The 23,114-nt window shown below is 44.4% G+C and carries 23 protein-coding genes, 1 tRNA gene, 1 riboswitch and 1 other annotated feature; of the genes, 4 read left to right on the forward strand and 20 right to left on the reverse strand.

All coding sequences use genetic code 11. From position 1 onward, the window contains the following. Position 1: 1 nt before the first annotated feature. Together ilvN and ilvB are read right to left on the reverse strand one after the other, a co-directional pair. Positions 2-520, reverse strand: a complete 519-nt coding sequence (gene ilvN / locus V6D41_RS03175; RefSeq protein WP_003222543.1) for an acetolactate synthase small subunit — start codon at positions 518-520, stop codon at positions 2-4. Beyond that, positions 517-2,241: an acetolactate synthase large subunit gene (gene ilvB, locus V6D41_RS03180; protein WP_333517254.1), complete on the reverse strand. Its 1,725-nt coding sequence runs from the start codon at positions 2,239-2,241 to the stop codon at positions 517-519. The genes ilvN and ilvB overlap by 4 nt, the downstream gene beginning before the upstream one ends. 123 nt (positions 2,242-2,364) lie before the next feature. Further along, positions 2,365-2,612, reverse strand: a binding site (T-box leader). A 423-nt stretch (positions 2,613-3,035) separates the two neighbouring features. Between ilvB and V6D41_RS03185 the strand changes: the two genes are divergently transcribed. Next, complete coding sequence (locus tag V6D41_RS03185; RefSeq protein WP_333517255.1) at positions 3,036-3,338, forward strand: hypothetical protein; 303 nt, start codon at positions 3,036-3,038, stop codon at positions 3,336-3,338. Between the two features lie 178 nt (positions 3,339-3,516). After that, complete coding sequence (locus V6D41_RS03190) at positions 3,517-3,972, forward strand: GNAT family N-acetyltransferase (RefSeq protein WP_333517256.1); 456 nt, start codon at positions 3,517-3,519, stop codon at positions 3,970-3,972. A 166-nt stretch (positions 3,973-4,138) separates the two neighbouring features. Here the strand turns inward: V6D41_RS03190 and V6D41_RS03195 are convergent, their stop codons facing one another. Further along, positions 4,139-5,440 (reverse strand): Kelch repeat-containing protein, encoded by a 1,302-nt coding sequence (locus tag V6D41_RS03195; RefSeq protein WP_333517257.1) that lies wholly within the window; start codon positions 5,438-5,440, stop codon positions 4,139-4,141. Positions 5,441-5,665: 225 nt separating this feature from the next. Here V6D41_RS03195 and V6D41_RS03200 point away from each other — a divergent pair, with 225 nt between their 5' ends. Beyond that, on the forward strand, positions 5,666-6,490 hold the full coding sequence (locus tag V6D41_RS03200) for a YsnF/AvaK domain-containing protein (RefSeq protein ID WP_333517258.1): 825 nt from the start codon (positions 5,666-5,668) through the stop codon (positions 6,488-6,490). A gap of 64 nt (positions 6,491-6,554) precedes the next feature. On the opposite strand, the gene V6D41_RS03205 is transcribed toward V6D41_RS03200, so the two are convergent. From V6D41_RS03205 to sdhC, 12 genes are all read right to left on the reverse strand, one after another. Continuing rightward, positions 6,555-6,628: transfer RNA gene (locus V6D41_RS03205), tRNA-Arg, on the reverse strand. A 136-nt stretch (positions 6,629-6,764) separates the two neighbouring features. Beyond that, positions 6,765-7,274 carry a YfcE family phosphodiesterase gene (locus tag V6D41_RS03210; RefSeq protein ID WP_333517259.1) on the reverse strand — a complete coding sequence of 170 codons (510 nt, stop codon included), beginning with the start codon at positions 7,272-7,274 and terminating at the stop codon, positions 6,765-6,767. A 15-nt stretch (positions 7,275-7,289) separates the two neighbouring features. Then, on the reverse strand, positions 7,290-7,886 hold the full coding sequence (locus tag V6D41_RS03215; protein WP_333517260.1) for an XTP/dITP diphosphatase: 597 nt from the start codon (positions 7,884-7,886) through the stop codon (positions 7,290-7,292). A gap of 12 nt (positions 7,887-7,898) precedes the next feature. Continuing rightward, entirely contained in the window at positions 7,899-8,636 is a 738-nt protein-coding gene (gene rph / locus V6D41_RS03220) for a ribonuclease PH (protein ID WP_333517261.1), read from the reverse strand. 110 nt (positions 8,637-8,746) lie between these two features. Beyond that, positions 8,747-9,847: a spore germination protein GerM gene (gene gerM, locus V6D41_RS03225; RefSeq protein ID WP_333517262.1), complete on the reverse strand. Its 1,101-nt coding sequence runs from the start codon at positions 9,845-9,847 to the stop codon at positions 8,747-8,749. A gap of 115 nt (positions 9,848-9,962) precedes the next feature. Continuing rightward, positions 9,963-10,781: a glutamate racemase gene (gene racE / locus V6D41_RS03230; RefSeq protein WP_333517263.1), complete on the reverse strand. Its 819-nt coding sequence runs from the start codon at positions 10,779-10,781 to the stop codon at positions 9,963-9,965. Between the two features lie 7 nt (positions 10,782-10,788). Continuing rightward, complete coding sequence (locus V6D41_RS03235; protein ID WP_003222521.1) at positions 10,789-11,229, reverse strand: MarR family winged helix-turn-helix transcriptional regulator; 441 nt, start codon at positions 11,227-11,229, stop codon at positions 10,789-10,791. A 248-nt stretch (positions 11,230-11,477) separates the two neighbouring features. After that, positions 11,478-11,702, reverse strand: coding sequence for a spore germination transcription factor GerE (gene gerE, locus V6D41_RS03240; protein ID WP_003184172.1), 225 nt, complete (start codon positions 11,700-11,702; stop codon positions 11,478-11,480). Positions 11,703-11,817: 115 nt separating this feature from the next. Next, positions 11,818-12,261: an acyl-CoA thioesterase gene (locus V6D41_RS03245; RefSeq protein WP_333517264.1), complete on the reverse strand. Its 444-nt coding sequence runs from the start codon at positions 12,259-12,261 to the stop codon at positions 11,818-11,820. Positions 12,262-12,320: 59 nt separating this feature from the next. Then, complete coding sequence (sdhB, locus tag V6D41_RS03250; protein ID WP_333517265.1) at positions 12,321-13,082, reverse strand: succinate dehydrogenase iron-sulfur subunit; 762 nt, start codon at positions 13,080-13,082, stop codon at positions 12,321-12,323. Positions 13,083-13,084: 2 nt separating this feature from the next. Continuing rightward, a complete protein-coding gene (gene sdhA, locus V6D41_RS03255; RefSeq protein ID WP_087992359.1) occupies positions 13,085-14,845 on the reverse strand; it encodes a succinate dehydrogenase flavoprotein subunit in 1,761 nt (586 codons plus the stop codon). Positions 14,846-14,878: 33 nt separating this feature from the next. Next, positions 14,879-15,487 carry a succinate dehydrogenase cytochrome B558 gene (gene sdhC, locus V6D41_RS03260; protein WP_003222512.1) on the reverse strand — a complete coding sequence of 203 codons (609 nt, stop codon included), beginning with the start codon at positions 15,485-15,487 and terminating at the stop codon, positions 14,879-14,881. A gap of 292 nt (positions 15,488-15,779) precedes the next feature. On the opposite strand from sdhC, the gene V6D41_RS03265 reads away from it, so the two are divergent. Further along, positions 15,780-16,226, forward strand: coding sequence for a YslB family protein (locus V6D41_RS03265; protein ID WP_087992360.1), 447 nt, complete (start codon positions 15,780-15,782; stop codon positions 16,224-16,226). A 38-nt stretch (positions 16,227-16,264) separates the two neighbouring features. Here V6D41_RS03265 and V6D41_RS03270 read toward each other — a convergent pair whose 3' ends face one another. From V6D41_RS03270 to etfA, 5 genes are all read right to left on the reverse strand, one after another. Further along, complete coding sequence (locus tag V6D41_RS03270; protein ID WP_333517266.1) at positions 16,265-17,494, reverse strand: aspartate kinase; 1,230 nt, start codon at positions 17,492-17,494, stop codon at positions 16,265-16,267. A 127-nt stretch (positions 17,495-17,621) separates the two neighbouring features. Next, a riboswitch (Lysine riboswitch) is annotated at positions 17,622-17,800 on the reverse strand. A gap of 64 nt (positions 17,801-17,864) precedes the next feature. Further along, the gene (gene uvrC / locus V6D41_RS03275; protein WP_333517267.1) at positions 17,865-19,637 is read right to left on the reverse strand and encodes an excinuclease ABC subunit UvrC; all 1,773 of its coding nucleotides are present in this window, start codon (positions 19,635-19,637) and stop codon (positions 17,865-17,867) included. Positions 19,638-19,772: 135 nt separating this feature from the next. Beyond that, a complete protein-coding gene (gene trxA / locus V6D41_RS03280; RefSeq protein ID WP_087992363.1) occupies positions 19,773-20,087 on the reverse strand; it encodes a thioredoxin in 315 nt (104 codons plus the stop codon). Positions 20,088-20,410: 323 nt separating this feature from the next. Further along, positions 20,411-21,898 (reverse strand): alpha-L-arabinofuranosidase AbfB, encoded by a 1,488-nt coding sequence (gene abfB / locus V6D41_RS03285; RefSeq protein ID WP_333517268.1) that lies wholly within the window; start codon positions 21,896-21,898, stop codon positions 20,411-20,413. Between the two features lie 214 nt (positions 21,899-22,112). Beyond that, positions 22,113-23,090 (reverse strand): electron transfer flavoprotein subunit alpha, encoded by a 978-nt coding sequence (gene etfA, locus V6D41_RS03290; protein ID WP_087992365.1) that lies wholly within the window; start codon positions 23,088-23,090, stop codon positions 22,113-22,115. Positions 23,091-23,114 lie beyond the last annotated feature (24 nt).

Below are 23,114 nucleotides of genomic sequence, written 5' to 3' on the forward strand. Positions count from 1 at the left end.
TTTATACAATAGATATTGTTTTATTGGATGACGCCTTTTGCTGGGTTCCCCTCGCAAAAGCCGTTGTACCTGTTCTCGCGATTTCTTTAATGCCATAAGGTTTTAACAATTCAATAAGCGCTTCAATTTTGTTAGATTCGCCTGTCACCTGAACAACGATGCTGTCTCTGCTGACATCAACGACAGAGGCTCTGAACGGTTCTATAATTCCATTAATCTCTGATCTCGTTGACGGTGCGGAAACGACCTTGATTAAGGCCAGCTCCCTCTGGACAATCGATTGATTCGTGATGTCTGTGACTTTCAGGACATCAATCTGTTTGTTGAGCTGTTTTGTCAGCTGTTCAACATCATTTTCTCCTTCAACGTGAACGACAAAGGTGATTCTGGAAACGCCGGTTGTTTCTGTGTGGCCAACTGTAATGCTTTCAATGTTGTAATGTCTTTTTGTAAATAGACCGGTGATCCGGTTTAATACGCCGGAACGATTCACCACAGTCAAAGTGATAATTCTTTTCAAGGTTTCACCCCCACCATTTCATGCAGCCCTTTCCCCGGAGCCACCATCGGGAATACTTTTTCTTCTCTGGCAACCCGCACGTCAATGACAACTGGCTCTTTTGATGTTAATGCCTCTTCCAGCTTTTCTTTCGCTTCCGCATCCGATGAAATTCTGATGCCTTTAATGCCGTATGCTTCTGACAATTTGACGAAGTCAGGCTGAGAAGCAAATTTAGATTCTGAATAGCGTTCTTCATAGAAAATTTCCTGCCACTGTCTGACCATTCCGAGACAAGCGTTATTTAAAATGATGACTTTGACCGGAAGATTCAATTCGCGAATGACATCGAGTTCTTGGAGCGTCATTTGAAAACCGCCGTCCCCGAGAACCGCCACTACAGTAGCAGCTTTATCCGCCAGCTGTGCGCCAATCGCTGCCGGAAGGCCGAATCCCATCGTTCCAAGTCCGCCTGATGTGACCCATTTATCTGCTTTTTGGAACGGATAGAATTGCGCTGACCACATTTGATGCTGGCCGACATCCGTTGCGACTATAGCCTCGCCATTTGTAAATTGATGAATATATTCAATTAATTTCTGTGGTTTAAAGCCTTCTTCTTCATTATCTACATACCAGAGCGGGTACTCTTCTTTCCATTCGGAGAGCTGTTTTTTCCATTCACCTGAATCGCTTTGTCTGCCGTCTTGTTTGATCAGCTCCTGCAGGACAATTTTGCTGTCTCCGACTACAGGAATCTGTGTTTTCATGATTTTTCCGATTTCAGCCGGATCAATATCGATGTGGGCAATCTTTGCGTTTTTTGCAAAGTACTTCAGGTTTCCTGTGACGCGGTCATCAAAACGGGCACCGATACTGATTAAAAGGTCACAATCATGGAGGGCCATATTGGCTGTATAAGTGCCATGCATTCCCGCCATTCCCAGGAAAAGCGGGTGATCAGCCGGGAAGCCTCCGAGTCCCAAAAGGGTGTGTGCCACAGGGATTTGCTGCTGTTCTACATAATTTTTTAATTCTTCTGACGCTTTTCCGTGCAGTACGCCTGCACCCGCCAGGATCACCGGTTTCTTCGCGCTGCTTACGGCTTCCACAAGCTTGCGGATCTGCAAATAATTCGGATCTATTGTCGGCTGGTATCCCGGGAGATTCATCTCATGTTCGTAGCTGAATTCCCCTTCAATTGTTGCTACATCTTTCGGAATATCAATCAATACAGGTCCGGGTCTTCCAGTTGTTGCAATATGGAACGCTTCTTTAATGATGCGCGGCAGATCTTCCGGCTGGCGAACCTGATAGCTGTGTTTTGTCACCGGCATGGTAATTCCTAAAATGTCCGCTTCCTGAAATGCATCGCTCCCAATAACGGATGTGGCCACCTGCCCTGTAAAGACGACTAATGGCAATGAATCAATCATGGCATCCGCAAGGCCTGTAACAAGGTTTGTCGCTCCCGGGCCTGACGTGGCAATGACGACACCCGGTTTTCCGGAGACTCTTGCGTATCCTTCCGCTGCATGGATCGCACCTTGTTCGTGACGGGGAAGGATATGTACCAACCCTGAATTGTAAAGCTTATCGTAGATCGGAAGCACAGCCCCGCCCGGATAACCGAATATCATGTCTACTTTCTCTTTTTTCAATGATTCAATCAGCATTAATGCTCCGCTCATCGTCTGTGTACATTTGGCAGACGCCGAATCCACCTGTACATTAGTCCCCATTTTCAGTTCCTCCTTTTGGATTTCCATCCTCTAAAGATCAATCTTTTTATTAGCTTGATAGCTGATTATTCAATAAAAAAAGCCCTTCCACCCACAATCAGCCGCGCAGTGAATGCGATAGCTAAAAGGGGCGAAAAGGCTCTTCTTTCCGCGGTACCACCCTTGTTTACGGCCTATTGAATCAGCCGTCTCATGGATATTTCTATCCGCTTTAATAACGAGTGAATCAGTTCACCCGGCCAAGTCCTACTATGATTTCAGACTGGCACTCTGAGGCGAGTTCACCTTGTAAAGCTTCACCGGTTCTCAGCTAACCCGGTTCTCTGTGGAAAGCTTTTATCAAGGCTACTTATCCTCATCTGCGCTTTTCATATTCAGTCTCCGGAACAGCACTTCAGCTGTTCAAGAAGGTCGTTTGTTTTTATTGTTTAGAAATCATATTGCGATCATTTTTGCTTTGTGAAGCTTGCATTTATCTTTTGTTGAACTCATATTACGCCGCTTTGGACGCAGTGTCAACAGCATTTTTTAAAATTATTAGACAATTTTGATTAATCAATTATATTGAATACGCTTTCATTATTGGCGTATAAGGAATCGCAAATGTTAAAAGTTTTTATAATTTTTTTATTAATCTATCAATAATACACCAGAATTTTTCAATCTGATAGAAACATGTTATAAAATTTGACATGCTATTGTTCCGACTGGATATATGCACAAGAAATCAGATAGGCACTTCCATTATTCCTCTGGCATACATTGAATGTATCTTGGATAGAAAAGGTGATACGATGAATAAATCATTAGCTGACATGCAAGGATTCCCCAGCTTACCACAGACATTTTATCCGACAGCTCCTGTCTTTTATCAGCAAAACACTCATCCTTTTGGCGGCTATGGATACAGTCAGCCATACAGCCCGATAAGCACTCCATCTGCTATGTACTCCTCATTCCCATATGCATCAGGATTTTACGGGCAGCAATTCGCAGGTGCCGGTTATAGCGGCCATGGAGGCGGTTTCAGTATCCCGGCGACGCACGTCGGCGTATTCAGCGGAGCACCCGGCGCCCACGTAGGTTTTCGATATTAAAAGGACACGAGGGCCGAACTATGTTTCGGTCCCTTTTTTGCTTTGAAACGCCTTTCTCAATTCATTTCATTCCTTAGCGGCAGATTTTCTGTCTTTCTATTTGGAAAAAGGACGGAATATGAATATGATGAAATCAATTATGTTCTGAAAACTTGCAAATTTTTGAGGAGGTATAGAATTGTTTATAAAAATAGATGATGTAACTGGACATGAAGTGATCTCATTTGTAAATGAGCATTTACATAGCATGGCGCTCATGTCCCCGCCAGAAAGCATCCATGCCTTACATGCAGAAAGGCTGAGAGGGCCTGAAATAACATTTTGGAGCGCATGGGAGGGCAATGAACTAGCTGGCTGCGGAGCGCTTAAAGAATTGGACAGCAGCCATGGAGAAATCAAATCGATGAGGACGTCTGCATCCCATTTAAGAAAAGGAGTTGCCACACGAGTTCTCCAGCACATCCTTAAGGAGGCTGGGAAGCGGGGCTATGAACATGTAAGCTTAGAAACAGGTTCAATGGCTTCATTTGAGCCGGCAAGAAAATTGTATGAAAGCTTTGGTTTTCAGTACTGTGAACCGTTTGCCGACTATGTGGAAGATCCAAACAGTGTGTTTATGACGAAGAAGTTGTGAGATATTTTTTCTGATGGTAAAGTGCAGAGGACATTTCGTGTTATCTCTTTTGTATATTTCATCAATTTCCCCGTTAAAATTCAATAGAGCAGAAGAAGAGCAGAACAAAATCGGTTATTGCTTTATCATACAAAAACCATCCAGCACTGGATGGTTTTTGTATGAATTATTTATATTTATTTACTTCATACATCAAAATGTTTTTAAACACAACATAATCCTTTTTACTTTCAAAAGGCCCTTTGTTGTTGTCATGCTCATCTATTTCATAAAAGCCTGGTCCCTCTCCCGCATCACGCTGCTTATACCATTTGAGGAATCCGTTTACTTCTTTCATGGACAGCTGATACTCTTTTTGCAAACCATTTACCATGGTGATAACTAGGAGAGCGTCTCCGTCTTCTGTTGCTGAATGATCCTCAGAAGGGGTTGTTGACCCTTTATCTTTATCTCCCGAATTGTCTTCAGAAGGGGTTGTTGATCCTTTATCTTTATCTCCCGGGGTTTCCTCCGCATCAGAAGGTACGTTTAAATCCTTTAATGAAATTGACATAACTGATTTAAAATTAGAGGATGCATTCCCAGTAAAACTGGATGTTTCCTCTCTTCCACCGATTACGTAAAGAGTATCATCAATAATGGCAGATGAATGAGCCATTCTGTAAGGGGCTTTAGGATTAGTTACTCCTATAACCGATTGATTTTTAGGATCATACACCCTGATTCGAGTTACACCTCCTGTCATCAGTATTTTTCCTTTATAAACAAGTGCAGAATAATATCCTGCTCTGAATCCCTTACCATTTTTTGTCCAGCTATCATTTTCTGGATCATAGACATAAACAATTCGACCAATGTATTGCGTTCCGCCAAGGATATATAGTTTATTATCGATTACTGCTGTAATACCCGCATAGATTTCATCATTTAACTTTTGTTTTTTCTCCCATTTCTTCGTTTCGAGATCATAACTGTAAGTCGTTGCATATCTTGTATTTTCATAGGCTACAACGTAAATTTTCTTTCCAATAGCTTCTGCATAAATTCTATAAGCTGGAACTTTTTTTTCAAAGGGGAGATCATCCGATTTTTCCCACGTATCTTTTTTTGGATCATATACTTCTACTGTCTTTACAACCCCATCGTTTGACATTCCACCCATGACATAAATTTTACCGTCAACTGTAACAGTCGCAGCTCCTCCCCTCTCTGTTGGCATGTCGGCTTTTTTCGTCCATTCATTTGTTTTAGGATCATAGACAAACGTTTGGTTCCCATAAGTACCTTGTTTTTGCATCCCGCCACCAATCACGTATATCTTTCCATCTACTACGCTGCTGCTTGCGCCCACACGCGCCTCAGGCAAATCTGCTCTTTCTTTCCATTCAACTGTTTCCGCGCTAACTGTTTGAAGCGATTGAAACAGCGTAATAACGAATAAGAAAAAAACAATGAACCATTTTTTCAAAAGAAAACACTCCCTTTATTTAATTGTTTCACATAACAAATATCGGCATGACTATGATTTTTTTCATATTATTTCCGGAATATTCATTTTTCAGGAAATTCATATAATAACAGGTTTGTTACTGAAAAACTTCGGATGCTTTCAATTTTGTTTATTTCAAAGTTCAGCGGGAATTAAAAACGACATGAACGATAAAATGCAAAATTGATAAAGGAGGAGATTAATATGAAAAGCATAGTTGGTGTATACGAAACGCCGCAGGAAACCATTGCAGCGATTGAAGGCTTAATAACAAAAGGTTTTGATTCTGACGATATTTCGGTTGTGACAAGCCGGCGAGATACAGATTATCTTGAGTCACGGACAGGAACAGAGGTCAATCAAGCCGTCGATGCACATGAGGATGAATCCGAATCATTTTTTGATAAGCTGAAAGATTATTTTACAATGGATGATACTGCCGCACACAGCAAGACATTATCAGATTTGGATATTACGACTGGCGAAATAGAAAATTATCAAGAGGATCTGGATGATGGGAAACTCCTTGTGGCTGTTGATACAGATGCAGAAGTCAATCCGCCTATTGATAACGGCAATGCTCTTTCAGGCGGCTTTTCAAGCACAAACGAAATGGCGGATTATACAACGAAAGAAGAAAAAACAATGCCGCTGAGGGAAGAACAACTGAAAGTCGATAAGGAAGACGTTCAAACTGGAGAAGTAGAGATTGGAAAAGAAGTGAAAACAGAACAAAGAGATATGGACATCCCGGTGAGACGCGATGAAATTTATGTTGAACGCCGCCCAGTGGATGAAAACACAGCGGACGCTTCTCCCGTCAATGATTCGGAAGAGATCAGAGTGCCAATCGTTGAGGAGAAGCTGGAAGTGACTAAAAAACCGGTTGTCACTGATGAAGTGGTTGTCGGAAAACGGACTGTCGAAGAGAATGAGCACATTTCCGACACCGTGAAAAAAGAAGAGCCTCGTTTCAATAAAGAAGGAAAAGTTGACGGCTTGGATGATGATACGTTAAATAACAAATAAAAAATCATAAACCAACAACAAAAAACCTCAAATCCTTAAAGGATTTGAGGTTTTTCTTTTGGTACGTCCCAGGAGAGATTCGAACTCCCGACCGACGGCTTAGAAGGCCGTTGCTCTATCCAGCTGAGCTACTGGGACATGTTTCGTTTTTCGTTTTTCGTTTTTCGCTTTAACTATCAGCGACAAGATTTATTATATAAGGGATGCAACAATAAGTCAACGGTTTTTTAGAATTTTTTTCATGAGGAAGAAAAATTTCTTCCTCATGACTTTTTCATAGTGTGACACGGTTTTGCAGATCCTCAATTTCATGGCCTGCTTGGTCGTAAAAACGCACTGTCGCGGCATCATTTTCTAACGTCAGTATAGCATAGCTTTCTATCCTGCGCACCCTCGGAAGCCGGATGCTGCCTGGGTTAATCATCAGTTTTCCGCGCAGCACTTCACTTCCCGCGATGTGCGAATGCCCGAAACAGATGATATCCGCTCCGAGCTCCTCTGCACGATAGTATACGTTTAACAAGGTCTGCTTTATACCGTGAAGATGGCCGTGCGTGACCAGTATTTTCTTTGAACCGGCATTCAGAAGAAGCTCGTCCTTAAAATCGCCTGTAAAATCGCAATTGCCTTTTACAACCGCATAAGGATCCAATGCCGGATGCCCGGTTTCAAGTTCAGAATCTCCGCAATGAATCAGGAGATCAACTTCTGCTTCATGTCTTTTTGCGATGGTTTGGAGTTCTTCTTCAAGCCCATGGCTGTCACTGATAATCAGCACGTTCATGTACAAGCTTCCTCCTTATGCCTCTAAAAGCTTAGACAGCTTTTTAAGCGCGTCAGCCCTATGGCTGATTTTATTTTTTTCATCACTTGTCAATTCAGCCATTGTCTTATCTTTATCTTTCACGATAAAGATTGGGTCATAGCCAAAGCCGTATTCTCCTCTCGGTTCTTCAGCGATATATCCTTCAACATGGCCTTCGACTGTTTTTGTTTCCTCACCGGGGATACTCACAGCCAGCGCGCAGCGAAAACGGGCGGTACGCTGTTCTTTTTCAATTCCTTTCAGTTCGCCGAGCACTTTAACGATATTTGCCTGGTCGTCTTTCTGTTCCCCTGCATAGCGCGCGGAATAAACGCCGGGGCTGCCGCCAAGATTATCGATGGACAGGCCGGAGTCATCCGCAATCACCATTTTATTCACTGCTTTTGCAACAGCTTCCGCTTTCAAAACGGCATTTTCTTCAAACGTATGGCCTGTTTCCTCGATCTCCTCTGTGTATCCGATTTCAGCTAACGATTTGACATCATAGCCTTTTGGCTCGAGGATTTCTTTGAATTCCTTCACTTTTCCCGGATTATGTGTCGCAATAATTGCTTCTTTCATGATGATCAAGCCTTTCTGTCTTTATTTCAGTTCTGGCAGAGAATCACCCAGCACTTCTTTTTGCTTGTCAATCAGTTCCTGAATGCCTTTTTCCGCAAGACCGAGAAGACCGTCCAGATCCTCCCTTGAGAAAGTCGCCTCTTCCCCGGTTCCCTGCAGCTCCACAAAGCGGCCGCCGCCTGTCATAATGACATTCATATCAACTTCAGCGGAAGAATCTTCTTCATAATTTAAATCTAACAAAATTCCCTGTTCCTTATCAATTCCGACAGAAATCGCAGCAAGAAAATCAGTAATCGGATTTGCCTTGATCGTTCCCGCTTTGAGCAGCTTGCCAATCGCAATTGCCATGGCTAGAAATGCTCCTGTAATAGAAGCAGTTCTTGTTCCGCCATCAGCCTGAATGACATCGCAGTCAATCCAAATCGTCCGTTCACCGAGCTTGTCTAAATCAACGACTGCCCGAAGCGCGCGGCCGATCAGGCGCTGGATCTCCATTGTTCTGCCGGTAATTTTCCCCTTAGAAGACTCTCTGATTGTTCTTTGGTTTGTTGCCCGCGGCAGCATGCTGTATTCAGCTGTAATCCAGCCTTTTCCCCCGCCCCGCAAAAACGGCGGCACGCGATCCTCAACAGACGCGTTGCAGATTACTTTTGTATTTCCCGCTGTTATTAGAACAGAACCTTCCGGATGGCTGATAAAATCCAAATCAAATGTGATTGGACGCAGCTCATCATGTTGTCTTCCGTCATGTCTCATGTTTTACCTCCGATTGTATGTACATAAACCATTTTTGTTCCGGAATTGAATAAAGAAAGAGGCAGCCGGAACGCTAACCTCTTTCTTTCTAGTATATCAAAAATTTCAATTTAAAAACTACCCGTATTCACTTGAGATGGTCTGGAGACCGGTTCAGTGAGCTTTTCGCCTTTTTCATTTACAAGCTCTGATTTCCCGTTTACTTTGACGGAAACGCTTTTTACATTCGGCTGCTCCGTTAACGTCAGTACAATGCTGTTCAGCACTTCTGAAGAAATCATTTTTGTCTTTTCATCAGCGCTGCCAAATATGGATTGATTGAAATCTAACGTCACGCGTCCGTCTTTGATTTTCGGCTTGCTGACCAGCTTTACGTCATCACTGAAATCTGTTAACAGCCCGCTCACTTTGCTTGGACCTTTAGCCAATTCGTTGATCGCTGCAGAAATATCATCTTTTTCAGTATTGTCGATCCGTTTCGTCACAGGCACATAGTACTCACTGTCATCGTTTTCCGCCAAATAATAAACGGTGAGCGGATGTGTTGCGGTAAGATCATTTACGCCCGATGTTTCCATATTAATCCCGTCTTTACGGCTTAAATCATCTGAGATCGGCGTGCCGCCTACAGGCATTTCCTTCAATTCATGGCCGTTTATTCTCAGCTTCACTTTATCTATCGAACTGAATTGCGTAAGCGTCCACGTCACGGATTGAACAATTTTCTGTTCGTCTTCTTTCTTATAATTTTTAAATTCATTAGAGAAGTCGGCGATTGCAGTTCCATCTTTTTTGATGTCAACGTTAACGGTTGTGTCAGCCGGCAATACGGCTCTGAAGCCATTCGGAAGAATTTCTGACACAGGTCCGCCCTGAACGAGGTATTCAAGCGCTTGCTTAGCCGTGCCTTCACTTTTTGGAAGAGGCAGCGTTTGCGCAACGACATACCCGTTTTTATCAATGAGATAAAGCTCCCTCATGATTGTAGATGCGGCTTGATCCGCTTTGGCGGTATCGTTTTTTTCACTTTCTGTTTTTTCGGCTGCTGTTGTATTTGAATCGGCCCCCGCTTCATCGTTCACGTATGTAACGTCTTGAGGCGGATCAATTTCCTCGGCTGCCTTATCAGATTGAAACAAACCGCATCCGGATAAAAGCAGGGCAGAGGTGAGACAAGTGGCACCAATGACTGCAGGTCCTTTTTTCAGCATACTTTTCCCTCCTAAGGCTGTTTGTACTATTATGTATACGAGCCCTTATCAGGAAATAGACCGAAGAATTCCGGCAAAACAGAAAAAACCCGCAACATAACGTTGCGGGGCAAAGCTATTTTCTAATCGGTTCTTGCAGTGAAGTGCACTCCACATGGCCCACCTCATGGCCAAACCAGTCATTTGCGATTTTCGCAAACTGATCACGTGCTCCTGTTGTCAGGAACTGATGATCCGGAACAATCGGAGACTGGTTCAGCAGCCCTTTATATGAGAGAATCGTGCTGACTTCCCTTGCTGTTTCATCGCCGGACGAAATAATGTTTACGCGCTCTCCCATATATCTCTGAATGGATTCTTTTAAAATAGGATAGTGGGTGCAGCCTAAAATCAGTGAATCAATCGATGTGTCTTTTAACGGATACAGGGATGTTTTGACAATTTCGTCTGCTGTCTTGTCAAGAAACTTTCCGCTTTCTACAAAAGGCACAAGCAGCGGGCAGGCAAGGTTCTCAACCTTCAGGTCAGAATTCAATGCCAAAAGCGCCTCTTCGTACGCATTGCTCTTAATTGTATTCTCTGTGCCGATGACTCCGATATGCTGATTTTCCGTCACTTTTATCGCTGCTCTCGCACCCGGCTGGATCACTCCGACCACCGGTATATCGACGCTTCGCTGTATGTCTTCCAATGCGATCGCTGTTGCTGTGTTGCAGGCGATCACGAGCATTTTAATGTGGTGGTTTTCGAGTAAATAATTCGTCAGCTCCCACGTATATTGAAGCACTTCTTCTTCAGGACGCGGCCCGTATGGACACCGTTTCGTATCCCCGACGTAGATAATATTTTCTTTTGGTAGCTGTCTCATGATTTCCTTTGCAACGGTTAAACCGCCAACCCCGGAATCAATGACTCCTATTGGTTGCCCCAACAAAATCGCCTCATTTTCTCTTCATTTCATGCTGCAGTTTCATCAATGATTTTTCGAAGATGGCTATTTCTTCATCTGTAAACGTTTCGAACATATCACGCAGATATTCCTGCCTTTTTGTAATGACCTCTTGAATAATCCGTTCTCCTTCAGGCAGCAGATGTATCCGGACCACACGTCTGTCCGCCGGGTCCTTGACCCGTTCGACAAGCTCATTTTTTTGCATGCGGTCGATTAAGTCCGTTGTCGTGCTGCATGCCAGATACATTTTGCCCGATAGTTCGCCGATTGTCATATCTCCTAGTTCATAAAGCCATTGCAGGCCGACAAATTGCGGCGGCGTAATTGCATATTGGTTAAGGATTTCTCGTCCTTTTTGCTTAATGATCGCGGCAATGTGGCGGAGTGACTTTTCAATATCCGCAACATGCTCCAAAGGTTTTGATGTCATTTGTCCATCCCTCACTCAAGGATCTCTTACGCACAAAAGCGTTCCGTGTCTATTTTCCTTCTTTTTTGAAGAAAATGCAAGACTCGCGCGAGAGAATTAGAGGACTTTAGGCAAACAACATCAAATAGCAAAAACTGTTTTAAGCTTTGCCATCCAAGTTCTGCATAGCATTCCAAATATGGTTTCAAACGCTCCAAACAAACAGCAATAACCGGCTCCTTCCTGAAAAGAAGGAATACCGGCAAGGATTAAAGCTCTAGCTCACCCATTCTAAGAAGCTCAACAACGGCTTGCGAACGCCCTTTCACACCCAATTTCTGCATGGCATTTGAAATATGGTTTCGAACGGTTTTCTCACTGATAAATAGCTCGCTTGCAATCTCCTTTGTTGTCTTATCTTGAACGAGCAATTCGAACACTTCTCTTTCTCTTTTCGTTAGCAGCGGCTTCGATTGAAATTCTTTCTCCTTCAAGTATTGTAACCCTCCTTGCTAAGGTGAGAGCGAATCAGAAACGAATGGGTTTTGATATAGTCAAGATATCTTATGTAAGAAGGGCACAGGAGGTGACGTTTACAAGAGAATTAGTTTATGGTGTATGGAGCAGCGTTTCTTTCTCCTCATCCGTCCAGCTGACAGTCTTGCCGCTTTCCTTTGAAACTTGGACCATCACAACTGCTCCGGTGAAGCAGGGCTCGCCTTCCCGATTTTCTCCGTGATAATGCAAGGTAAGGGATGAGCTGCCGACGGCGCTTGTTTTCACATAGATGCGCAGCTCTTCATAAGGCATGACTTGGCGCAGATAATCGCATTGCTGGCTTGCCACGACCGTCATAGTCTGTTTGTTTTGATTCATCATATTCAGCTTTTTAAAATAAGAAATCCGCGCCTCCTCAAAGTATATAAAAGGCGTTACATTATTCATATGTCCAAACATGTCCGTCTCGGAAAATCGCACGGATACTTCATTAAAAAAAGAAAAGGACGCTTTCCATTGTTGAAACGGCATATCAATATAAGCGGGAAGCTTCATCTTTACTCATCTCCTTATGGTTAAAAAAACCTCTCCCATGCGGAAGAGGTTTTTTCTTCTTATACTCTGTCGCTTCCGAAGAAATTGCGGAACGCTTGTAAGTTTGTATCTCTGTTTAAGGCTGCAATCGAAGTGGTGAGCGGGATGCCTTTCGGGCAAGATTGAACGCAGTTTTGCGAGTTGCCGCAATCTCCAAGGCCGCCTTCATCCATCAGTGCGTCTAACCGCTCAGATTTATTCATGGCGCCTGTCGGATGTGCGTTAAACAGGCGGACTTGAGACATCGGTGCCGGCCCCATGAACTTCGATTTGCTGTTCACATTCGGGCAGGCTTCGAGGCAGACGCCGCACGTCATGCATTTTGATAATTCATATGCCCATTGACGGCGTTTTTCCGGCATTCTCGGCCCCGGTCCCAAATCGTGCGTACCGTCAATCGGTATCCACGCTTTTACTTTTTTCAATGAATCAAACATTCTGCTCCGGTCAACCTGCAAATCACGCACGACCGGGAAAGTTTTCATTGGTTTTAAGCGGATCGGCTGTTCAAGCTGGTCGATAAGCGCCGTACAAGACTGGCGGGGCTTTCCGTTTATGACCATTGAACATGCGCCGCACACTTCTTCAAGACAGTTCATGTCCCATGTAACAGGGGTTGTCTTTTCACCTTTAACGTTAACCGGATTCCTGCGTATTTCCATCAGAGCGGAAATGACGTTTAGGTTCGGGCGGTATGGAACCTCAAATTCTTCATCGTAAGGCGTGCTTTCGGTTGTATCTTGCCGTGTGATAATAAATCGTATGGTTTTTTGTTCACTCATGATTATTTCGCCACCTTCTTCTTCGAGTAATCCCGTTTCCGAGGCGTTATCAGTGATACATCGACATCCTGATACTCAAATTCTGGCGCTTCATACGGGCTTACATGTTTAGCCATTGTTGTTTTGAGCCATTCATCATCATTACGTTCAGGATAATCCGGTTTATAATGGGCGCCCCTGCTTTCATTGCGGTTGTAAGCGCCAAGGGTAACCACCCTCGCAAGCTGAAGCATGTTCGAGAACTGGCGTGTGAACATCGCCCCCTGATTGCTCCATTTTGTCGTATCATTGATGTTAATCTTTTTAAACCGCTCCATTAATTCCTGAATTTTGTCATCCGTTTTCAAAAGCTTATCGTTATGGCGGACAACCGTTACATTTGCCGTCATCCACTCACCGAGCTCTTTGTGAAGGACATAGGCATTTTCGGTTCCGTCCATGCTCATAATGTCAGCCCATTTTTCTTCTTCTTTTTTGACGTGAGCGTCGAATAAAGAGGAAGACATGTCTTCTGCTGAAGATTCTAAGCCATTTACATATTTCACGGCATTCGGTCCGGCCACCATTCCTCCGTATATCGCGGAGAGCAGGGAGTTCGCTCCCAAACGGTTGCCGCCGTGCATAGAGTAATCACATTCCCCAGCCGCAAACAGTCCCGGGATGTTTGTCATTTGATTGTAATCCACCCATAAACCGCCCATTGAGTAATGAACCGCCGGGAAGATTTTCATTGGAAGCTTCCGCGGGTCATCTCCCATGAACTTCTCATAAATTTCAATGATGCCGCCGAGCTTAATGTCAAGCTCTTTGGGATCTTTATGGGACAGATCAAGATACACCATGTTTTCACCATTAATGCCGAGCTTCTGGTTGACACACACATCAAATATTTCGCGTGTCGCTATATCACGCGGCACCAAGTTTCCGTAAGCCGGGTATTTTTCTTCCAGGAAATACCACGGTTTCCCGTCTTTATATGTCCACACGCGTCCGCCTTCACCGCGCGCCGATTCACTCATCAGTCTTAGTTTGTCATCGCCCGGTATCGCTGTCGGGTGAATTTGAATAAATTCTCCGTTTGCATAATACGCTCCCTGCTGATAAACGATCGACGCAGCAGATCCTGTATTAATCATGGAGTTAGTCGATTTTCCAAAAATGATTCCCGGTCCGCCCGTCGCCATGATGACAGCGTCTGAACGGAAGGATTCAATTTGCATGTTTGTCAGGTTTTGCGCAACAATTCCGCGGCAGGTTCTGTCATCATCCAATACAGCGCCAAGGAATTCCCAGCCTTCGTATTTTGTAACCAGACCCGCAACTTCGTATCTGCGCACTTGCTCGTCCAGTGCGTAAAGCAGCTGCTGTCCCGTTGTCGCACCCGCATAAGCTGTTCTGTGGTGCTGTGTACCCCCGAATCGGCGGAAATCCAGCAGGCCCTCAGGCGTCCGGTTAAACATGACGCCCATCCGGTCTAATAAGTGGATGATAGAAGGCGCCGCGTCACACATCGCTTTGACCGGCGGCTGGTTCGCAAGAAAGTCTCCCCCGTATACAGTGTCATCAAAATGCTCCCACGGAGAGTCGCCTTCCCCTTTTGTGTTGACCGCTCCGTTTATGCCGCCTTGCGCGCAAACCGAATGAGAACGTTTGACAGGAACGATGGAAAAAAGCTTAACCGCCATTCCTGATTCCGCTGCTTTAATTGTCGCCATGAGGCCGGCAAGACCCCCGCCGACTACGATAATGCTTGATTGACTCATGATAGCCCCTCTCCCTCTAGTAATCTAGTACTCTTATACAAATGCGAAAATCGCTTTTAAGCCTACGTATGACAGTGCAACAAAAATAATCAGCGTAACGTATGTCGAAATTCTTTGAGAACGGGGCGTTACCGTAATGCCCCATGTAACAGCGAAAGACCATAAACCGTTCGAGAAATGGAAAATTGTTGATAAAACACCGACAATGTAGAAGCCAAGCATAGCCGGAGAGCTCAAAATATTCGCCATCATGTCGAAATTGACCTCAGCGCCCATTTGTGCTGCAATACGGGTTTCCCACACATGCCAGCTGACGAAAATGAGGGTGATGATACCGGTTACACGCTGCAGGACGAAGAGCCAATTTCTCATATAGCTGTATTGACCTGCGTTATTTTTTGCAGTAAACGCTATGTACACACCATAAACTGCATGATAAATTAATGGTAAGAAGATAATAAAAATTTCCAATGCATACCTGAAAGGCAGACTATCCATAAAATGAGCAGCACTATTGAATGCTTCAGCGCCCCTTGCGGCAAACTGGTTGACGACTAAATGCTGAATGAGAAAGATGCCGACCGGTATGACGCCAAGCAAGGAATGCAATCTTCGAAAATAAAACTCTCTGTTCCCAGACATTACTTTACCCCCTGTTTGATAAGTGCGAAATGTGCTAAATCTCTTCCCCCACTTCTTTCAATTGTAAGCACTTTATTAAGATTTATTGACAATTTCATTTTACTCCTCCCTCAAAAGGGCGTCAAGAAAACGCGTACATAAATTACAATTTTCCGAATTAATTAGTTGATTCAAAAATTTTATTTTATCAATATATATTTCTCCCTTAATTTTTCATAAGAATTACAGGATCATTCTGTAATCCTCCCCCCTCTTTGGGCTATAATATACGAAGGAGAGAGGGGAGACAGCTATGAAGTCTAAATTTGAAGGATCTATTGACAATCTAAAAGAAATTGAAATGAACGCCTATGCCTACGAACTAATACGAGAGATCGTTCTCCCAGATATGCTTGGCCAAGATTACTCTTCCATGATGTATTGGGCAGGGAAACATCTCGCCCGTAAGTTTCCTCTTGAATCATGGGAGGAATTTCCGGCCTTCTTTGAAGAAGCGGGCTGGGGAACCCTCACTAACACAAGCGCTAAAAAACAGGAGCTTGAATTTGAACTTGAAGGGCCGATCATTTCCAACCGCCTTAAACATCAGAAAGAACCATGCTTTCAGCTTGAAGCTGGTTTTATCGCTGAACAAATTCAATTAATGAATGACCAGATTGCCGAATCATATGAACAAGTGAAAAAGAGAGCCGATAAAGTGGTTCTGACTGTGAAATGGGATATGAAAGACCCCGTGTAACCAAAAAGGCGGTGACTGCATAGTCCCGCCTTTTTTGATTACACAGCTGAGGGGTGTTTTGAAAGCTCAAATGCATCGTGCAGCGCTTCGACCGCTTTCACCATGTCATTTTCGCTTACGACTGTTGACACTTTGATTTCAGATGTGCTAACCATCTTGATTAAAATGTTTTTTTCCGCCAGTACAGCAAACATTTCAGCCGCTACACCAGGATTTGATACCATACCTGATCCGACAATGGATACTTTAGCCAACTTGCTTTCTGTCTCGATTTTCTCAAATTCCAGCGCGCCTTTGTACTCTTCAAGCACCTCAACAGTCTGGTCCGCGTCTTCAGATTTAACAGAGAAGGAAATCCCGGCATCATGGTCTCCCGCCTGCGTTTGGATAATGATATCCACGTTAATATTTCTTTTTGCAAGAGTTGTAAAAATGGTAGACAAAGTGGTTAGGCCGCTTGTCAGCCCGTAGATTGTTACCCTTGTGATTTGATCTTCGAACGCAATGCCTCTGACAATTAAATTCTGCTCCATGGATGATTCCTCCTCAATTAATGTCCCTGCTTCTGTTTCTGTACTTGAACGCACTTCTAACGGCAATTGGTAATTTTTAGCGAATTCAACAGCTCTCGGATGAAGAACGCCGGCGCCTAAATTGGCAAGCTCAAGCATTTCATCGTATGAGATTCCGGCAAGTTTTCTCGCTGATTTCACATACCGCGGATCGGTTGTAAACACGCCGGGCACGTCGGTGTATATGTCACATTTATCCGCTTTTAATGCGGCAGCCAAAGCGACTGCTGTTGTGTCTGAACCACCCCGGCCCAATGTCGTGATTTCACAATCCTCCGTCATGCCTTGGAATCCCGCGACAATCACAACCTTTCCTTGCTCAAGCTGGTCTGCTAAAACTGTAGTGTCGATATCTGTAATTCTGGCGTTTCCGTGTACGGATTCCGTGCGGATTCCCGCCTGCCAGCCAGTATAGGACACCGCGTCATAGCCTTTTTCCTGCAGCGCCATTGAAAGCAGGGAAATCGTGACCTGTTCGCCTGTCGCCAGCAGCATATCCATTTCGCGTTTGCTCGGCTGATCGGTGATGTCTTTTGCAAGGCTGACCAATGCGTCAGTCGATTTCCCCATAGCTGAAACGACTACGACGACTTGATGGCCTTTCTGTTTTTCCGCGATGACGCGGTTTGCCGCATTATTAATTTTTTCGACTGAGCCGACGGAAGTACCTCCGAATTTTTGTACGATTAGACCCATGAATGACCACCCTTTACATTTTGGTTCGTGCGGGTGAGGAGAAAGAGCGCCTTGTCCACAATAAAAAAAGCAATGAGAGGAATTTGCTCTCATTGCTTATCAATTAATCATCATGAATGATTATGAACAACGAGATAGCCCTCCAAGAAAATGATTTCTTGACAGCCTTACATTTATTCAATGCACGGCCAGCAAATAACACCGATGGGATTTTATTTGCTTCGGCGACCTCCCCTTTCAGCCTTTTTCACGGAATCCATCTTTCTCCAAAGGCTTACTCTTGAAGTTCGCACCTCTATCTTCACCATATAACACGATCTAACTATGAAATTAGTTCACATTTTATCAGATCTTTTTTAAAAGGACAACATTATTTTTGCAATTTGTCGTAAAGGAGCTGAGCCGCCGCTATGGGAACACCCGCTTTTTTGAGGTCCTCGAGACTTGCTTCCTTCATTTTTTTAACAGAACCGAAATGCTTTAACAGCATTTTCTTTCTTTTCTCTCCGATGCCCGGGATGTCGTCCAATACGGATTGAAACGCGCTTTTACCGCGGATTTGCCTGTGAAAGCTGATCGCGAACCGGTGCACCTCGTCCTGGATGCGCTGCAGAAGGTAAAATTCCTGGCTGTTTCGTTCCAGATACACCGCCTCCAACGGATCCCCGATGAGTAAATTTGAGGTTCTGTGTTTTTCGTCTTTCGCTAAACCGGCGATGGGAATATCCAGACCGAGTTCATTTTCAATGACATCCCTTGCAGCGTTGATCTGCCCTTTTCCTCCGTCAATGATGATCAGATCAGGCAGCGGCAGGTTTTCACGAAGCACTCTTGAATAACGCCTTCTGACGACCTCTCTCATTGAGCCGTAATCATCCGGTCCTGTAACGGTTTTGATTTTATATTTGCGGTATTCCCTTTTGTTCGGTTTGCCGTCGATAAACACGATCATCGCGGAAACCGGGTTTGTCCCCTGTATGTTTGAGTTATCAAACGCTTCGATTCTGTGAGGCGTATAAATATTCAAGGCTTCACCGAGTTTTTGCACAGCCCCAATTGAGCGCTCCTCATCCCGTTCGATTAAGGAGAATTTTTCTTTCAGCGCGATTTTCGCATTTTTATGGGCCAGCATGAGCAGTTCTTTTTTCGGTCCTTTTTTCGGCTGGTGGACGTTTGTTTCCAGCAGCTGCTCAATCATGGATTGATCTACACTGTCCGGAACTAAAATTTCCTTTGGAAGGAAGTGGTTGTTTTTTGAATAGAACTGCCCGATGAACGTAAGGAACTCTTCATCAGCTTCCTGATAGAGCGGGAACATGCTGACATCGCGTTCAATGAGCTTTCCTTGCCGGATGAAAAAGACCTGTACGCACATCCAGCCCTTATCATATGCGTAAGCGAATACGTCACGGTCGACTAAATCGTTCATCGTCATTTTTTGTTTTTCCATCGTTGAGTCGATATGGGCCATTTGGTCGCGAAGCTCTTTTGCCCTTTCAAACTCAAGATTCTCCGCAGCCTCATGCATTTTCTCTTCAAGCTCTTTTTTGACATCATTATAGCCGCCCTTTAAGAATCGGGTAATGCTCTCAACCAGCTCTCTGTTCGTCTCTTCGGAAATATCCTTTACGCAAGGAGCGAGACATTGGCCCAGATGATAGTAAAGGCACACTCTGTCCGGCAGTTTGGAGCATTTTCTGAGAGGATACAGACGGTCAAGCAGTTTTTTTGTTTCCCTTGCTGCTTGCACATTCGGGTACGGCCCGAAATAGCGCCCTTTGTCTTTTTTGACATTGCGGGTGACAACCAGCCTTGGATGGCGTTCATGGGTGAGTTTTATAAAAGGGTAGGTTTTATCGTCTTTCAGCATGACATTGTATTTCGGATCATGCTTTTTGATCAAATTCATTTCTAAAATAAGCGCTTCGAGATTAGAGGACGTCACGATATATTCAAAATCCTCGATTTCCGTCACAAGCCTTTGTGTTTTCGCATCGTGAGAACCGGTGAAGTAGGAGCGCACTCTGTTTTTCAGCACTTTCGCTTTTCCTACGTAGATCACAGTCTGCTGTCGGTCCTTCATCAGATAACATCCGGGCTGATCAGGAAGGAGGGCGAGTTTTTCTTTCAGTTGTTTGTTCATATGTTACCCTTCCTTATATTTAGTCCTTTGTTTCCAGTTTAACACGAACGTTTGTTTTTCTCTATGGTTCACAATTGGCGAATAAAAAAAGCGATCCCTCAATCGGAATCGCTCTGGCATGTAAGCAGCCGTAAATTAAAGATGTTTGTTTACAAGCTCTTGAAGCGCTTCTTTCGGTTTGAAGCCGACAGAAGTTTCAACAACTTCTCCGTCTTTTAACACAAGAAGTGTCGGGATGCTCATAACGCCGTATTTTCCGGCTGTTTCTTGGTTTTCATCCACATCGATTTTTACGATTTTCAGTTTGTCTCCCATTTCTTGATCTAGTTCTTCAAGAACAGGCGCAATCATTTTACAAGGTCCGCACCAAGGAGCCCAGAAGTCAGCCAGTACGACGCCTTCGCTTGTTTCAGCTGGGAAAGATTGATCAGTTGCTTTTACGATAGCCATTATTGAATTCCTCCAATTGTGAATGATGATTTTTAGTATAGCATCTCCCATTCGTTCACGCTATTTTAATGCTTACAAATTATTTTTTCCTGATCACAATCGGTTTACTCATTTTTATCTGGATTGAATGGGATATGTCACTTTTATTAAAACACGAATCTGATAATTGCCCCGATCACTACAATAGCCCCGATGATCATTAGAATTGTACGAAGCATAAGCTAACATCTCCTCTTCACTGTCATGTACTTTACCATGCCCTCCCGGAGCTGTTTTAAAACCTGAAAAAGAGCGCCGGCATGAAGCTCCGGCGCTCTCGCGCATTAAGAATCCGCACGCAGCGTGAGTAAGACGACCGACATTGGCGGCAGTTTTACTTTCAGTTTGTTTTTGTTGAGGGTATATCGGCTGAAAGATTCCGGTTTGACGTGATGAGGATCGTCAAACGTGTTATGCGCATTCATTTTTTCTGCCGTGAGAATGACTCCGGAATGGTCCGCAGTCTTGTTAAGACCTCTCAGCTCAATTTCGGCCTCCGCTTTGTTTTGATGGTCGATGTTGCAAATCGTGATATTGATATCACCTTCCGCATGTTTCGATGCTGAAATACTGATTTGCGGCAGCGTTTCCCCCTTCCATTCATAGTCAGCAGAGGTTGTTTCAGTGTCTAAAAGAGAAGCATCCTGGTGTACCTTAAACATATCAAATACATGGTACGTCGGTGTCAAAAGCATCCGCTCTCCCTCAGTCAAAATCATCGCTTGAAGAACGTTTACCGTTTGGGCAATGTTGGTCATTTGTACCCTGCGGCAATGCTGATGGAAAATGTGGAAATGAGAAGCCGCGACCAGTGCATCACGAAGGGTGTTTTGCTGATAAAGGAATCCAGGGTTCGTGCCTGGCTCAGGATCAAACCACGTGCCCCATTCGTCAATAATCAGCCCGACCCGCTGCTCCGGGTCGTACCGGTCCATAATCGTACCGTGTTTTTGAATCAATTCATCGATGTATTTGGCTTTTTTCATCGTAATGAACCATTCATCCTCCGTGAATTCTGTCGCTGATCCTTTGCCCTTCCAGAAATCACCCGGAATCGTGTAATAATGAAGGCTCAATCCGTCCATCAGGCCGGCGGCTTTTTTCATGAGCACGTCCGTCCAATTAAAGTCATCTACATTTGCGCCGCCTGCAATTTTATAGATTTCATTGCCGCTGTAATTGCGGACATAGGTTTGAAAACGCCGGTACAGATCAGCATAGTATTCAGGGTGCATGTTTCCGCCGCAACCCCAGTTTTCATTGCCCACACCGAAATATTTCAGCTTCCAGGGCTCCTCTCTTCCATTTTGTATTCTCCAGTCTGACATCGGCGTGCCTGCATCAAACGTCATATACTCGATCCATTCCGCCATTTCCTGAACGGTTCCGCTTCCGACATTGCCGCAAATATAAGGCTCGCATTCAAGCAGCTCGCAAAGCATCATAAATTCATGCGTTCCGAATTCATTTGATTCAACTGTTCCGCCCCAGTGCGTGTTAAGCATCGTCTTTCGGTCACCGACACCGTTTGCCCAATGGTATTCGTCCGCAAAACACCCGCCCGGCCATCTGAGGACAGGAATATGAAGCTGCTTGAGCGCTTCCAGCACATCCTTTCGTATTCCGTTTATATTGGGAATGCTTGAGTCCGATCCGACCCAAATCCCCTCATAAATCCCTCTTCCTAAATGCTCCGCAAAATGACCGTATATATTTTTGTTAATGGTTCCTTTTACAATATCTGTCTGGATCACTGCTTGATGTTTAGACATGCCTGATCATTCCTTTCATACGAATATGAAAAGCACCACAGTCAAATATGTGATCTGTCTTTTGCCTGAGGAGTCAGCATGAATGTAAGCGCTTTTAAAGTAACCATATTATATATGTTCGTACATGTCAACAATATTTTTCATTATATATTTATTTGTACGTATATATTTAAACATATAAAAAACCCCGAACTTCAGCAGTCCGGGGTTTCCTTTACGAGTGAATATTTAATTGTTTGAATTCCTCAGTTAATAATGGAACCACTTCAAATAAATCGCCTATGATGCCATAATCCGCTATTTTAAAAATATCGGCTTCAGGATCTTTATTGATGGCGACAATGACCTTGCTGTTTGACATGCCGGCTAAATGCTGGATGGCGCCGGAAATGCCGCAGGCGATGTACAAATCCGGGGTGACGACTTTCCCGGTCTGCCCGATCTGGAGAGCGTAATCGCAATAGTCAGCGTCGCACGCCCCGCGAGAAGCTCCGACTGCGGCTCCCAGCACCTCGGCAAGCTCCTGCAGCGGCTGAAATCCTTCCTTGCTTTTGACTCCGCGGCCGCCCGCAACGATAATTTTTGCTTCGGAGAGATCAACGCCGTCCGCTGTTTTTTTCACGATCTCTTGGATAACGGTGCGGAGGTCAGTAAGAGAAACATCAACGCTTTCGATACTCCCCGACCTGCCGGCGTCTATTTCTGAAGCTTGAATGTTATTGGGACGAATCGTTGCAAAAATCATGGGATCGGTTGAAATCACACGTTCAAATGCTTTTCCCGAGTAAATCGGCCTTGTGAATACGACATTTTCTCCGGTAACGCTTACATCTGTAGCATCAGAAATTAAGCTTGTTTGCAGCCGGGCCGCAAGTTTTGGTGAGAGATCCTTGCCCATTGCCGTGTGCCCGCATATGACTGAATCGGGCTTTTCTTGGTCAATAATGACCCTCATGACCTGGCTGTATCCGTCTGCCGTATAGGCTTTCAGCTTCGGATCCTCGGCTGTGAGAACTTTATCCGCTCCGTAATGGATAAGCTCCTGTGCAATGTTCTGTACATTTTCTCCGATGAGAACACCGATGACTTCTCCATCGCCTGAAATGGTTCTTCCTGCAGCTAATGCTTCAAAGGTGACATTCCGCAATTCTCCATCGCGAATTTCCCCGAGTACGATCACTTTTTTTCCCATTCTAACATCCCCCTGTTTCTTTGA

This window comes from Bacillus sp. 0102A, from assembly GCF_036765155.1.
GTDB lineage: Bacteria > Bacillota > Bacilli > Bacillales > Bacillaceae > Bacillus > Bacillus subtilis_G.

What these genes read in the sequence shown, in the direction of transcription:
- V6D41_RS03185 (WP_333517255.1), top strand. Translation starts at nt 3,036, where the DNA reads ATGAATAAATCATTAGCTGACATGCAAGGATTCCCCAGCTTACCACAG.
- abfB (WP_333517268.1), bottom strand. Translation starts at nt 21,898, where the DNA reads ATGTCTAAACATCAAGCAGTGATCCAGACAGATATTGTAAAAGGAACC.
- V6D41_RS03270 (WP_333517266.1), bottom strand. Translation starts at nt 17,494, where the DNA reads ATGGGTCTAATCGTACAAAAATTCGGAGGTACTTCCGTCGGCTCAGTC.
- V6D41_RS03265 (WP_087992360.1), top strand. Translation starts at nt 15,780, where the DNA reads ATGAAGTCTAAATTTGAAGGATCTATTGACAATCTAAAAGAAATTGAA.
- V6D41_RS03210 (WP_333517259.1), bottom strand. Translation starts at nt 7,274, where the DNA reads ATGAACGTGCTGATTATCAGTGACAGCCATGGGCTTGAAGAAGAACTC.
- trxA (WP_087992363.1), bottom strand. Translation starts at nt 20,087, where the DNA reads ATGGCTATCGTAAAAGCAACTGATCAATCTTTCCCAGCTGAAACAAGC.
- uvrC (WP_333517267.1), bottom strand. Translation starts at nt 19,637, where the DNA reads ATGAACAAACAACTGAAAGAAAAACTCGCCCTCCTTCCTGATCAGCCC.
- V6D41_RS03245 (WP_333517264.1), bottom strand. Translation starts at nt 12,261, where the DNA reads ATGAAGCTTCCCGCTTATATTGATATGCCGTTTCAACAATGGAAAGCG.
- V6D41_RS03200 (WP_333517258.1), top strand. Translation starts at nt 5,666, where the DNA reads ATGAAAAGCATAGTTGGTGTATACGAAACGCCGCAGGAAACCATTGCA.
- ilvB (WP_333517254.1), bottom strand. Translation starts at nt 2,241, where the DNA reads ATGGGGACTAATGTACAGGTGGATTCGGCGTCTGCCAAATGTACACAG.
- sdhB (WP_333517265.1), bottom strand. Translation starts at nt 13,082, where the DNA reads ATGAGTGAACAAAAAACCATACGATTTATTATCACACGGCAAGATACA.
- rph (WP_333517261.1), bottom strand. Translation starts at nt 8,636, where the DNA reads ATGAGACATGACGGAAGACAACATGATGAGCTGCGTCCAATCACATTT.
- gerM (WP_333517262.1), bottom strand. Translation starts at nt 9,847, where the DNA reads ATGCTGAAAAAAGGACCTGCAGTCATTGGTGCCACTTGTCTCACCTCT.
- etfA (WP_087992365.1), bottom strand. Translation starts at nt 23,090, where the DNA reads ATGGGAAAAAAAGTGATCGTACTCGGGGAAATTCGCGATGGAGAATTG.
- V6D41_RS03235 (WP_003222521.1), bottom strand. Translation starts at nt 11,229, where the DNA reads ATGACATCAAAACCTTTGGAGCATGTTGCGGATATTGAAAAGTCACTC.
- sdhC (WP_003222512.1), bottom strand. Translation starts at nt 15,487, where the DNA reads ATGTCTGGGAACAGAGAGTTTTATTTTCGAAGATTGCATTCCTTGCTT.
- sdhA (WP_087992359.1), bottom strand. Translation starts at nt 14,845, where the DNA reads ATGAGTCAATCAAGCATTATCGTAGTCGGCGGGGGTCTTGCCGGCCTC.